This window comes from Chitinophaga sp. (genome assembly GCF_039596155.1).
Classification (GTDB): Bacteria; Bacteroidota; Bacteroidia; order Chitinophagales; family Chitinophagaceae; genus Chitinophaga.
In genome coordinates, this window is record NZ_JBCNKF010000001.1 from 298,111 (window position 1) to 312,209 (window position 14,099).

Below are 14,099 nucleotides of genomic sequence, written 5' to 3' on the forward strand. Positions count from 1 at the left end.
TATGTCCAAGCGAATATTACTCATAGGCGGAAATTTTTCACCGGAACCTACCGGCATAGGGAAGTACAATGGTGAGATGATGAAATGGCTGGTCGAAAACGGATATGATTGTACAGTAATGACCAGTTATCCCTATTATCCGGAGTGGAAGGTGCAGCCGCCTTACGACAGGAGAAAAAACTGGTATACCAAAGAAAAAAAGGGCAACCTCACGGTGTACCGGTGCCCACAGTATGTGCCGGCAAAGCCCACGGGCAAGACACGTATCATGCTTGACTTTTCCTTTGCGGTGTCTGCATTTTTTAAGTTGCTGACATTATTGCCGGGAAAGAAGTTTGATGTGGTGATCACGGTAGTGCCACCTTTTCATCTCGGGCTGCTGGCGGTGATTTACAAAAAACTGAGAGGTGCGAAAGTGTTCTATCATATCCAGGATATGCAGATCGAGGCAGCGAGAGATCTGAAGATGATTTCCTCACCAAAGCTGATCAATATTCTCTTCAGAATGGAGCGGTATATTTTCAGACAGGCAGATATGGTGGGCAGTATTTCTGATGGTATGATTAAGAAGATCCAGGAGAAGGCGAAGAAGGAGATTTTCTTTTTCCCGAACTGGGTGGATGTTGACAAGTTTCATCCTATCGAAGAACGGTTGCTGTTGAAAACAGAATATGGATTTTCTGCGACCGACAAGATCGTCCTGTATTCAGGCGCGATAGGAGAGAAGCAGGGGTTGGAATCCATTCTGCATGCAGCCCGGGCATTGCGGGAAGACAAGCATCTGAAGTTTTTGATCTGTGGATCCGGACCCTATAAGGAACGGTTAGTGGCACAGGCAGCGGAGATGAACCTGGAGAATGTGATCTTTTTCCCGTTGCAGCCATTTGAACGGTTTAATCACTTTTTGAACATGGCTGATGTGCACCTGGTGATACAGAAAGCGAATGCCAGTGACCTGGTGATGCCGAGCAAGCTCACTACGATTTTAGCGGTCGGCGGATTAGCCGTCATCACCGCGAATAGTGGTACAAGCCTGCACGACCTGGTCAGTACGCATAACATGGGTATACTGGTAGATGCAGAAGACCAGCAGGCGCTCAATGAAGGCATATTGCGGTCCGTTAATGGAGATGTAAGGGTGATCGCGGGGAACGGAAGGGCGTATGCAGAAAATTACCTGTCAGTCAGTAGGATCATGGGTCGATTCGAAGAACATGTTGTAGTAGGATAAAACTTATTTTTATGTTGAACCGTTATTTAAAAATCTGCAGCATTCAGATCCTGATTATGGATTTCTTTTGCCTGAATGCCTTATTCTTTTTTGTTTCTTACTGGTTACAGCAAAAAGAAGTGCCGGTACGCCTGGATAGAGATACTTTTTTACTCGCTTCAAATATTGCGTGGGTTATTGCGTTGTATACTACAGGTATTTATTTCATGAGTCAGCAGATGAGTTATGAGCGGATAGCCAGGAAAACTGTACAGGGCATATTGCTATACCTTCTTTTGATATTGTTATTTGTATTTTTAAACAAAGAAGCCTTCAACCGTACCTTCATCATTTCGTACTGTATGCTCTTCATCATCATGGTGCTGGCAGACAGGCTGTTCTTTTACATGCTGACACATTACCTGCTGCAGCGAAAGGAGATTGAGCGGAAAGTGGTAATCGTGGGCTATAATGACCTTTCGAAACAGCTGGTGGATAACCTGCTGGGCAGAAAGAGTAACCTCCGTTTTGAGGGGTATTTTGAAGAATACAGCAATGTGCATGAGCTGTCATATTATCCCGTGATCGGCAATCTGCAGGAATGTATCAATTATGCACAGTCAAATAACATCAGGGAGATCTATTCGACGTTGTCGCCGGAACAGTTTCCCTACCTGTATACGCTGGCGCATGAAGCCGAGAAACATTTTATTCGCTTTCGCTTTGTACCTGACTTCAGGATGTTTGTTAACAGGCAGATCTATGTTGATTACCTGGATGATATTCCAATTATTTCTTTAAGATCAGAGCCGCTGGATGACATCGCGAACAGGATCAGGAAGCGTTTCTTCGACATTGTTTTCAGCATGGGAGTAACGATCTTTTTACTGAGCTGGCTTATCCCGTTGCTGGCGCTGCTGGTGAAGCTGGAAAGCAAGGGACCGGTATTCTTTATTCAGCATAGAACGGGGCGCAACAACAAGACGTTCCGCTGTCTGAAGTTCAGGAGCATGTATGTGAACAACGATGCGAACAGTAAGCAGGCAACAAGAAACGACAGGCGGTTTACCAGGTTAGGTAGGTTTATGAGAAAGACGAACCTTGATGAGATGCCACAGTTCCTGAATGTGTTGTGGGGCGATATGTCGATCGTAGGGCCGAGGCCGCACATGCTGAAGCATACGGAAGAATTTTCTGCGATCATCCAGAAGTACATGATCAGGCATTTCTTAAAACCGGGTATTACAGGTTGGGCGCAGGTAAATGGATACAGAGGGGAGATTACAGATGATCTGCACCTGGCAAAGCGTATAGAGCACGATATCTGGTATATGGAAAACTGGTCGGTATACCTGGACCTGAAAATTATATTCCTGACGGTGTTTAATACGATCAGGGGAGATAAAAATGCATTTTAACGTTTCCTTGCCTATGGTAGGCAATTGTTTAATTGTATAATTAATATATTGGGCATGCTAAAATCTTGAGAAAAATCAGCAGATTGGCCATGTTAAACTGGTATAGATAATAATGTTAACAGAAATAACAGGCATTAAGTGTTAGTTTTACACTACATCATTGTTAAACCGACGACCAACTTTAGAGCGCCTGTAAACAGCATAGTAAATGAAAACTTCCGTGTCAGTACAAAATTTCCTTGAGGACAACCGGCTTATCGAAGATATCTTTCATGAGCTGAAATCCATAGTAGCGAGCATACTTTCCAGCGTAGAGCTGATAGCGCTGTACGATGGAAAGATGGTAGAAGGAAGGATAACCCGTCAGACGGAAGCCATTAAATCGCAGGTGATCGAGCTGGACTTCCAACTGCAGAATGTACGTATCGTACAGTTTATGCTAAATAAGCGTTTTGCTTTTAACAGGAAGCATACGAGTCTGCATTTGTTTTTAAATCAGCTGATCCGGGACGAACCGTATGATAAAATATTGCAGCCTGTTACAGAATTACCTGCTGTAAAGAAAGTAATAGATGCATATATCGATGAGTTTGTGGTGCGGCAGCTGATATTGAATTTATATTTCTGGATGAACCGGCATGCTACCAGTCATCAGTTGCCTAAGCTTATATTTAGTTTTGAGGAAAGCTATTTTGAGATAAAAGGCCAGTTTTATGCAAATTATTTCAGGGATACTGATCATGAATTGCTCAACCAGCCGGTGTGCTATTTAATGTCTTATATGGCGGCGTTGCATGAGGGAAGTTTTGATCTGGTGATGGAGCCGGGGAAGAATGTGAGTGTGGTTGTGAGGATACCTTATAAGGCAGGCGGGCTGGCATAAAAAAAGTCTCTTAGAAACAATAAGATAAGGTTAAAACAAAGGGGATATGTCCATATCCCCTATTTTTTTGTGTTTCACATTCATAATTATAATCTGCTCCAATGAAAGTTGAAAAAGTCCAGCGTGACTCTAATATTGAACTATTGCGTATTGTGCTTATGTTTATGATCATCATGCATCATTTGGTGACAAGGGGATTAAGATTGAGAGAGCTGGGTACGGGAGGGTATATACCTACTTCTTCTACCGGGTTCCAGTTATTACTGAATAGTTTTCTGATTGTGGCTGTGAACACTTATGTTTTTATCTCCGGCTATTTTCAGATCAGGTTCAAAGTAAAATCATTCTTCACAGTATTCTTCCAGGCACTGGTATATTCTGTTGTATTGTACCTGTTGTTCGTCGTTACAGGGCTGGCACATTTTGATAAGGTCACTTTTATTACCACCTTCTTTTTTATTTATAAGGGATGGTGGTTTGTTCCGGTGTTCTTAGTATTGTATGCTATATCGCCGATATTGAACAAAGGGTTGAATGCGATGAATAAAGGGCAGCTGATATGGATACTGCTCATCCTGCTGGTTTTCTGTAATATTAAATACATTCCGGGAAACTTCGTTTCCGAGCGGGGATATGGGATCTGTAATTTCATCTTTATTTATATACTGGCTTATTTTTGTCGTTATTATGTACCGGTAATCAGGCTGCCCTGGTTGTGGTATGTTCTGTGCTGCCTTATTACTTTTGCACTGGCTTATGCCGCATTCAGAATGGGAAAATACAGTACGGCATGGAATGTATATAACTACAATAGTCCGTTCATTATCCTGGCGTCGGTATTCCTGTTTTATACATTCAGGGATATATCTATCAGGAGTGGATTTATTAATTCAATCGCGACGCTGGTGTTTGGAACATATCTGATACATGAGCAGAGCAATGTCAGTTTTGTACTAAGGGACTTTGTGGTGATGCTGAACGGTGTTATACATAATGATGTGGAATTGTTCAGCGTTTTGCTGGGCGTAGGGATCGTTGTGTTTGTGGTGGGTATCAGTATAGAGAAGTTGCGGCAATTGTTATGTGATCCGATAGTAGATGCGATATTCAGGATACCTGTTGTGCAGAAGATATCAGCAGTATGGTAGGGATTTTTTGACTGAATGCATAAAAGGAGGCATCTCCCCTGCGATAAAAAAATCAGGGAATTCGACAACTTCGGACATGGTAGTTACGATTTATCGTTTTCGTCCTCGTTGCTGAATTCCCTGTTTAGTATGATAGTTTTATTTCAATTCTAACACATTGTTTGCCCAGGATCTTACCTGTTCCAGCATTTCAGGTTCATCCGCCAGTTTCTTACCATAAGACGGAATCATCTGCAATAACTTATTTCTCCATGCCTCAGTGGCTAACTCCTTCCTGAAGCATTTGTTCAGCAATTCCAACATAATGGACACTGCTGTACTTGCACCGGGGGAAGCACCCAACAATGCAGCGATACTTCCATCTGCTGCACTTACCACTTCAGTACCAAATTCGAGTATACCGCCATGCTCGGGATCTTTCTTAATCACCTGCACACGTTGTCCTGCTATTTCCAGTTCCCAATCTTCCATCCTGGCACCTGGCAGGAAATCGCGCAATGCTTCCAGTCTTTCTTCGGGAGACTGACGTACCTGGTCAATCAGGTATTTCGTGAGCGGCAGGTTATCAAGACCAGCCGCCAGCATAGGACGGATATTATTAAACTTGATAGAGCGGGGGAGATCCAGCCATGAGCCTTTTTTGAGGAACTTGGTGGAGAAGCCGGCATAAGGTCCGAACAACAACGCTTTCTTACCATCGATCATACGTGTATCGAGGTGAGGTACAGACATTGGCGGAGCACCTACAGAAGCTTTACCATATACCTTGGCGGCGTGTCTTTCAACGATCTCCTGGTTTTTACAGATCAGCCACTGACCACTTACCGGGAAACCACCGAAGCCTTTACCTTCAGAGATACCGGATTTTTCCAGTAGTGGTAAGGAACCACCACCTGCACCGATGAATACAAATTTCGCCTGTAATGTTCTTTTTTTACCATTTTTCAGGTCCTTCACTTTCAGTCTCCACCTGCCATCTTCGCTCTGGTCCAGGTCTCTTACTTCGTGTTCGAGGTGAAGATGTACACCAGGTTGTTGTTGCAGGTAGGCAATGAGAGAACGGGTGAGGGCGCCGAAGTTGATGTCGGTACCGGCATCCATACGGGTAGCTGCTACTTTCTCGTTCGGGTCACGGCCTTCCATCACCAGCGGGATCCATTTTTTGATCACCTCCGGGTCGTCGGAATATTCCATGCCTTTGAAGAGATTATTTGCAGAAAGCGCCTGTTGACGTTTCCTGAGATATTCTACGTTATTCTCTCCCCATACAAAGCTCATGTGAGGAACGCTCTGTATAAAGTTGCCCGGCGAGTTTACGCAACCTGCCTGTACGAGGAATGACCAGAACTCTTTTGAGATTTCAAAAGATTCCGCAATTTTAATCGCTTTTCCGATGTCGATAGATCCATCCTTCTTTTCCGGCGTGTAGTTCAGCTCACAGAAAGCAGAGTGGCCTGTACCAGCATTGTTCCAGGCATCCGAGCTCTCTCCGGCGATCACGTCGAGTCGTTCGAAGATTTCTATTGTCAGCTCCGGTTGTAATTCTTTCAGCAATACGCCTAGCGTTGCACTCATTATGCCCGCACCGATCAATACGATGTCAGGCGCCGATTTAGGAGACATATTATTTTTTTTACGCGATTTGCAGCGCAAAAATAATACTTAATGATCGGATTTTGTAGTGAAATCACCGTTTTTTGACTGTTTTTATAAGGCAAAAAGGATGAGAATGGTGTAGAAAGTAGTGGTGTACACGGTATTGCAAAAATGCAAATGTATTGTTAAAGCCAATAGCAGGGAGAGGAAGCCGCTGTTTTTATACAATAAGTGTGGAATATACGACCCGGTTAAAAGTACCTGCAGGCGCTTCACAAAGCGGGCAATGATAGTGGTCAGTTATTTGCTCAAATGGTGTATTTGGTGTGATAGACTGATCAGGATCCCCTACCTGTTCATCGTAAATACTCAGGCATGCGGGACACTGATACACCTGTTTTTCCACTGCCGGTACGGGTGATGTATGCGCTGCAACATAACCCTGTAGCGGATCGTCCGTACTGTGTCTTTCGTAGAAAGATTTGCAGAGTGATGTGATGTATGGCCCGAGGTGTTCTTTTGCTACACCAGACCGGTAGTTGATCAGGGTACCTGAATTGGGGTTGAAGTCCGGTGTGTAGCTGATATCATAGCGAAGCTGGCCTTTAAGTGCGGTCTTATATTTCGACTCCTGTTGTGTGATCACGATCCCGCCAAAACAATGATGTCCCACACTGAAACAAAGTCCATAGGTGCGTACATCTGCATTATCGAAGTACCGGATGATATGGCGTTTTAGCACCAGTGCATCTTCGTTGTTATCAGGGATCTGCCAGTTCAGTTCATTGGCGGCATGCCTGACATTGATACCATACTTGCCTAAAAGATAGTCCCACAGCGGGCGGTGCTCCTGTTCAATGTTCCTGATGATCAATGATTTCCAGGGTGTGGCATAGAGTTGTCCGGTCTTTGTTTCAAGACAGATATGGCAAAGCCCTTTTAGAAATGAGACAGGAAAGTATTCATTGCGCCTGTAAATACCTAACCAGTAATACTGATCATATTTATTGAAACCTTCGTAGTAGGGTAGGTGAAAGTCAGGCAGTTTCAGCTCTTTTTCTACTGGTACGCCAGTGACGGGTTCATTGTTGAGCAACTGTGTTTCCAGTTGCCTGCTCAGTTCTCCTATATGGTTGGTATACAACAGTTCCGGCCATGCAAAGAGGTGGTTACTCTTTGGATATCGGATCACCAGGTGCCAGTAATTGGGCTGTGCGCCGGCAATCCAGTTCAGGTGGCCGGTAAAGAAGGGCGTAAAGGTATTCCGGCTATCACACACATTGATCTTCAGTTTCGGCTCCCAGTTCAGCATTTCGAATACATCTTTATAGATCCCTTCAGAAAGCCAGCTGTTTGAAATGAAAATGCCATTAGCCGGATAGGAGCTTATTATATTAGGTGTCGTACTGACATGATCCGCAAATAACGGGACTGTTCCGGCAGATACTTCTATGAGCAATTGTTGCCGCTGTCCGAACCGGACTTCCGAAACTTTTGCAGCTTCTGCGATCTCCAGTATAGACAGCAGGTAACCGGGAGAGATGATGCCCCCCGGGAAATTGATCTGTATAGTTTGTGTTTTCTTCAGCATGGTTGTAACATGTTTTCAAGGATCGCCTTTACCTCCGGTCTGCAGCTACCACAGCCCGACCCCGCACCTGTGGCCTGGCATATGCCTTCCAGTGTATGCACACCTTCTTTGATCTTCTCTTTTATATTGCCGTCTCCTACACTCCCACAACTGCAGATCAATTTGCCAACGACAGGTGTTGCCTTCCTGTTGGATCGCAACAGCGCGAGGCGTTTCTCTGACAATTCAATTTTGTTCGCTATCAGGTCTCTGAACTCCAGGAACTCTGACTTATCACCGATTAATATGGCACCAATAAGGCGGTCATTGTGAATGACACACTTTTTATAATAACGTTTTGACTTATCAATGAACACCACTTCCTCAAAGGCAGGATCATTCGGTGTCTCTACAGTACCCATGGCGCAGAGGTCTGTACCATGCATCTTCAGGATGTTCATGAAGAGTGACCCCTGGTAATAAGTACTGATATCCCCGTTCAGGAACTTTGCAACAACGGCGGCCTGTTGCTCTGCCGCGGCCGTGATTCCATAGAGTGTGCCTTTGAATTCTGCGATTTCGCCAATGGCAAATATGTCGGGATCACTGGTTTGCAGGTAATCATTTACGACTACGCCCCTGTTGCAGGTAAGCTGCGAAGCCTGTGCCAGCTCTATATTTGGAGTGGTACCTATGGACAGCACGACTGCCTGGCAGGGTACATGGCGACCACTCTTTAAGCGGATCCCGTCTAGTTGTTTTATCCCGGTAAAGCGTTCTATCTCATCATTGTATAATATTTCAATACCTCTGTCAGTCAGTTCTTCGTAAAGCAACTGGCTACCTAATTTGTCTAGTTGTGCAGACATGAGGCGGGAGGTACGTTGTAATACGCCGACTTCTATACCAATTTCTCTCAGCGATGCAGCGAGTTCTATGCCTAACAGGCCACCGCCTGCGATCATCACTTTCCCCTTTGCAGGATCAATATGTTTGATAAATGCATCTGCATCTAAGCGGTTACGCATGGTGAACACCCCTGGTAATGGGGGAACACCTTTGAGCATGGCAGCTCTTGAGCCCATGGCGAGTATGAGAATATCATATTGATGTTCATTGCCTTTACTATCAGTGACCGTCTTATTCCGGCGGTCAATATCTACGATGCTGATACCTCTTAGCAGGTTGATATTCAGTGCTGCTTCTTCTTCGTCAGACATCTTTATGAGTTGCTGCCATTGCTGGGTACCGCTGATATAGTCAGGAAGCATGACCCGGTTGTAGAAAGGAAAGTTCTCTTTGCTGAATACGGTTATTTCATCCGTTGTATTCATTGCGCGATAGGACTTTACAAATCCACAGGCACCTGCACCTGCGCCGATAATAATAATACGCTGTGCAGGTTTTTGAAAGCGACGTACCTGCACAGCACTATATTTAAGGTCAGGTTGTTTTGAGATGGGATCTACCAGTGCATGGGTCAGGTTATTGGCCCTGTTCAGGTCACTGTTCAGGGTTTTGCCCCAGTGCATCGGGAGGAACACAACGCCTTTTTTGATGTTGGCACTCAACAGCGCTTTCACACGCACGTTGCCGTTATTGTTGTAAATCTCAACAATATCATCTGCATTGATGTTCCTTGCTGCTGCATCGTCCGGATGAATTTCCAGCAGTGGTGCGGGTATGTGTTGTTTTAGTTTGCTTACTTTACCTGTCTTACTCATGGTATGCCACTGGTCGCGGATGCGGCCTGTAGTGAGAATGAGCGGCAGCTCAGGATCGGGAGGTGTGGAATGATTACCATCCGGGAAGGAATGGATAACAGCCCTGCCGGTTTTAGTGTAGAAATGATGATCAGTGAACAGGCGTGGTGTACCCTCGCCGCTGGCTCCCTGGGGATAAGGCCATTGTACGGTACGTTTTTCCTGTAAGGTAGTATAGTTCAGGCCACTTATATCGATGTTGGTACCGGCGGTCAGGCGGCAGTGTTCAGCATAGATAGCGGCTGCATTTTCGTAGTCAAAGCCATGGAAGCCCATTTTGCGTGCAAAGCGACAGATGATCTCTGCATCAGGCAGTGCTTCGCCGGGGGGCGTGGTCAATTTTTGCAGATAACTGATACGGCGTTCTGCATTCGTCATGGTACCTTCCTTTTCCGTCCAGGCTGCGGCAGGAAGAATGACGTCTGCATATTGCAGGGTTTCAGGGCGATTGGATATTTCCTGTACCACTACAAATTTCGCTTTTTTTAACGCAGCTTCTGCCAGTCGCGCATCAGGTAAGCTCACGAGTGGATTGGTGCACATGATCCAGATAGCTTTAAGTTTCCCGTCATTCAGTGCTGTGAACATCTCGGTGGCGGTGAGGCCTGGTTTCTCAGAGAGCGGTACGCCGCCCCAGAACGCCTGTACTTCTTTACGATGTGCAGGATTGTCTAATACGCGGTGAGCGGGCAGCAGATTGGAGAGGCCACCTACTTCACGGCCGCCCATCGCATTCGGTTGGCCTGTGAGTGAAAAGGGGCCAGCCCCGGGTTTGCCGATTTGCCCGGTGATGAGGTGCAGGTTGATCAGACTAAGATTTTTACGTACACCTACCACGCTTTGGTTGAGGCCCATCGTCCAGAGGGTCATGAAGCCTGTGGCATGGCCGATAAGGGCAGCCGCCTCATAGATAGCTGCTTCGGGTATATCACAGATGGCAGCAGCACTGGCAATGCTGCGTTCCATTACGATGTTCCTGTATTGCTGAAAACCTTCGGTATGATCGCGGATGAATAACGGATCGACATGACCCTGTTCTATTAATATGCGGCCAATGGCGTGATGTAATACGATATCGGTACCGGGATGGATCTGTAAGTGCAGGTCTGCGATAGCGCAACTCTGCGTTACACGGGGGTCGCTGACAATGATCTTCAGATCCGGGTTGGCGGCTTTTGCAGCTTCCACGCGTCGCCAGAGGATCGGATGACACCATGCAGGATTTGCACCGGCTACAAAGATACAGTCAGCCTGCTCAAGATCATCATAAGCACCAGGTACACTATCTTCCCCCAATGCCATTTTGTAGGCAGCCACAGCACTGCTCATACAGAGACGTGAGTTGGTGTCTATGTTGTTACTCCCAATAAAGCCTTTGATGAGTTTATTGACAACGTAGTACTCTTCGGTAAGGCATTGCCCGGATGCGTAGAAAGCTACAGCATCCGGGCCATATTGTTGAATAAGTTGCGTAAACACGGCAGCGGTGCGGTCCAGGGCCTGATTCCATGAGACACGTTGTCTGGGTGAATGACGATTATAGCGCATTTCAGGATAGTGTAAACGATCGCTGGTGTCCATCACGGTATAGTGCAGGTTCATGCCTTTGGAGCAGAGCATGCCCCTGTTTACAGGATGATCTTTATCACCTTCTACCTGGATTTTTCCCTGCCGGTCCTGGTGTACGACGATGCCACAGCCTACTCCGCAATAGCAACAGGTTGTTTTATATGAAGCCATGATTTCGCTGGTTTACTGATAAATCTTGTGAGCATCACGATGAGCGACACACCGATTACGATATAGCCGATGTAGGTGAATGCCTGTACATAGGTGATAGATTCAGATTTAAACAGGAAGCCGAAGAGCATACCGCCCAGGTTACCACCTGCACCTACAATACCGCTTACCAGTCCGATGTTTTTATCATTGATAAAGGGTACGATACCATAGGTAGCACCATTTGCCATCTTTAGGAAGAGCGCGAAAGAGAGCATGGATATGATGGCGAGTGTAAGATTGCCCGCCTGTGCGAAGAACAGCAGGCCGATACCTTCGAGTAATAATACGATGGCGAGCAGGCGTCCTTTTCCTTTCAGTCCGAAGCGGGCACCTACCTTATCCGAGATGATGCCACCCATGGCACGGGCAAAGAGGTTCATAAAACCAAACACACCTGCCCAGAAGCCGGCGCTGCTCTGTGATAAGTGAAAGGTATCTACAAAGTGCAGGCTGGCGACGTTGTCAAAGGTGATCTCCATACCAAAGCACATGGCATAGGCGAGTGTTAACGCCCAGATGCGCCAGTCAGCAAGGATGGTATAATCAGTTTTGGTTTTGCTGGCATGATGACCGATCTCATCGAAGTTACCATTCGGTGTATCTTTTGTAAAGCGGGCGTACAGAAAGGCGACAATGAGCATCAGGATACCCGGGATGATCATAGCGTACCGCCATGCTTCAGACTTTGTAAACCCAAAGCCTACAATTGTTGCAAAAATGACAGGCATCACCATGTTGGTCACGCCACCACCTAAATTACCCCAGCCACCGGTTACAGCATTGGCAGTGCCTTTGATATTGGCTGCAAACATCATGGAAGTATGATATTGCGTTACTACAAAGGAGGCGCCTATTACACTGATGGCTAAGCGAAAGATCAGGAAGGAGGTGTAATCCCTGCTCAGGCCCACCAGGAATACAGGGAGTGAACCTGCAATCAGTAAGCGGGTCGCTGTTTTACGGGGGCCCCAGGTGTCACATAGTTTCCCGATAATGAGACGGGCAAGTATGGTACCGGATACAGAGGCAATGATAATATTGCCTACCTGTGCTTTTGAGAGGCCGAGGTCTTCGCGGATGGTGGGCATGAGCGGTGCAAGGCCGAACCAGCCGAAGAAACAAACAAAGAACATGAGCCACGTAATGTGAAAAGTGCGCATGTTAATGCTATTCAGTGAGAATAGCGGAAGTGTCGTGAGCTGGTTGTTTTGCGACATAGTGTAATGAGTTTTTTTGGTTGAGTAATGGCATGGCGGTACCGTTTAGCTGAAGGGTGATTTCAGCTATGGCTGGCGAACGGTTATCTTAATTCTTTACTTGAAAATAAAATCCGGTTTGATGATGATCATTAAGTACGCCCAGTTACTATTGCTTTTAGCGTTTGCAACATTTTTAACGCCTGCGGATGTTAATGCATTGGTGCTCCAGAAGTGGCTGTAACCACCTTCAAAGCTGACTACTTTGGTCAGGGCCAGGGTGCCTACGATATCGAGTTCTTCTCCAAAGCGACGGGTGTCGTATCCGGGAATTTCACTGCTGGCGAGGAATTCATGGATATCGCCGGTGAGTGTCCATTTTGTATTTGGTTTGAACTTTGTTTTGATATAGTAGTCCTGCAAGCCCCTGTTGCCAAATGGGCTGCCTACATAGAAGTAGTCCATATAGCCCCAGTATTTATGTGGGGTGCCATACAGGAAGTCAAAAGCATTGCTGGTTTTGCCATCTCTGGATGTACCGCCTGTGGCGAAGTCAAGACCTGCACCAGCACTGAATGGTTTGGATACCTGGTACATGAAGTTTGCATTCAGGGTAGCGGCATTCAGTTTCAGGCCGGTAGCACCTTTACCAAACTGGTAATAACCGGATCCTGTTACTGTCCACCTGTCGAATGTGTTGGTATAAAACAGTCCGGTGGTCATACGGGTGTATGTAGCCTGTTCATACACTTTGGTTGCTACACCAGCTACAGTATCGATGTGATATTTGGAAAACTGGTCAGCAAAGAAGAGGAATGACATATTGCCCTTCCTGAATTTTTTGCCGGCATAAAGGAATTCCATGCCTTTGTACATGGTACCTGCGTTGGTAGTAGCGGTATAGTTGCCCGGAGGCGTTTCGTTATAGATGGTACCAGTGGCGTTTTCCTTGTTCTGGTTAAAGCCGCCTCCCAGGTGTAACTGGAAAGGGCCTGTCTCATACTTGAGGATGGCAGCATCGTGGCGACGACCTTGTTGCAGCCAATCCAGGTTACCCAGTAACCGCATGTCGTCGTAGGCAATTTCCTGTCGGCCGACTTTGAGGTTCAGGGTTTTGTTTTTGTACACTGTATCCAGCAACATGACTTCTGCCCAGGCTTCGTGCACCATGAGGCCGTTAAGGTCCTGGGTGGTGGTTCTGTTAATGAGGGATACATCTTGTCCCCATACTCTTACATCCTGAATAGTGGCGCCCAGTTTGAAGCGGTAACCGGTGAACCCGGCCATGAGACGGGTGCGCTGGGATGTAAAGACAGCAGGATTCGCCCCGTGTGGAAGTGGTGCACCTTGTCCATCCCGGTACTCGGTACGCGTTCTTAATTGTGCCCCGATAGAAAATTGCGCATCTGCATGGAGATAGGAGATAGCGCTAAGTAAGATGGAGAATGCTCCGGCGCGGAACAGTAGCTTCATAAATCTTGGTTGAGTGGTGTTAGTTACGATTATTGTTACACTGTTGTCATTCAGTACATG

The 14,099-nt window shown here is 46.2% G+C and carries 9 protein-coding genes; 4 read left to right on the top strand and 5 right to left on the bottom strand.

Annotated elements, in window-relative coordinates; genetic code table 11:
- Position 1: 1 nt before the first annotated feature.
- From ABDW33_RS01135 to ABDW33_RS01150, 4 genes are all read left to right on the top strand, one after another.
- Complete coding sequence (locus tag ABDW33_RS01135; RefSeq protein ID WP_343688227.1) at positions 2-1,231, top strand: WcaI family glycosyltransferase; 1,230 nt, start codon at positions 2-4, stop codon at positions 1,229-1,231.
- A gap of 11 nt (positions 1,232-1,242) precedes the next feature.
- Positions 1,243-2,628 (top strand): undecaprenyl-phosphate glucose phosphotransferase, encoded by a 1,386-nt coding sequence (locus ABDW33_RS01140; RefSeq protein WP_343688228.1) that lies wholly within the window; start codon positions 1,243-1,245, stop codon positions 2,626-2,628.
- Positions 2,629-2,836: 208 nt separating this feature from the next.
- On the top strand, positions 2,837-3,511 hold the full coding sequence (locus ABDW33_RS01145) for a hypothetical protein (RefSeq protein WP_343688229.1): 675 nt from the start codon (positions 2,837-2,839) through the stop codon (positions 3,509-3,511).
- Positions 3,512-3,612: 101 nt separating this feature from the next.
- Positions 3,613-4,659, top strand: coding sequence for an acyltransferase family protein (locus ABDW33_RS01150; RefSeq protein ID WP_343688230.1), 1,047 nt, complete (start codon positions 3,613-3,615; stop codon positions 4,657-4,659).
- Positions 4,660-4,797: 138 nt separating this feature from the next.
- Here the strand turns inward: ABDW33_RS01150 and ABDW33_RS01155 are convergent, their stop codons facing one another.
- From ABDW33_RS01155 to ABDW33_RS01175, 5 genes are all read right to left on the bottom strand, one after another.
- Positions 4,798-6,312, bottom strand: a complete 1,515-nt coding sequence (locus tag ABDW33_RS01155) for a malate:quinone oxidoreductase (protein WP_343688231.1) — start codon at positions 6,310-6,312, stop codon at positions 4,798-4,800.
- Between the two features lie 163 nt (positions 6,313-6,475).
- Positions 6,476-7,846 (bottom strand): rubredoxin, encoded by a 1,371-nt coding sequence (locus tag ABDW33_RS01160; protein ID WP_343688232.1) that lies wholly within the window; start codon positions 7,844-7,846, stop codon positions 6,476-6,478.
- Positions 7,840-11,328, bottom strand: a complete 3,489-nt coding sequence (locus tag ABDW33_RS01165; protein WP_343688233.1) for a molybdopterin-dependent oxidoreductase — start codon at positions 11,326-11,328, stop codon at positions 7,840-7,842. The genes ABDW33_RS01160 and ABDW33_RS01165 overlap by 7 nt, the downstream gene beginning before the upstream one ends.
- Positions 11,289-12,587 (bottom strand): MFS transporter, encoded by a 1,299-nt coding sequence (locus ABDW33_RS01170; protein WP_343688234.1) that lies wholly within the window; start codon positions 12,585-12,587, stop codon positions 11,289-11,291. Before ABDW33_RS01170 ends, ABDW33_RS01165 begins: the two co-directional genes overlap by 40 nt.
- Positions 12,588-12,683: 96 nt before the next feature.
- Positions 12,684-14,039 (bottom strand): alginate export family protein, encoded by a 1,356-nt coding sequence (locus tag ABDW33_RS01175; protein WP_343688235.1) that lies wholly within the window; start codon positions 14,037-14,039, stop codon positions 12,684-12,686.
- Positions 14,040-14,099: the final 60 nt, after the last annotated feature.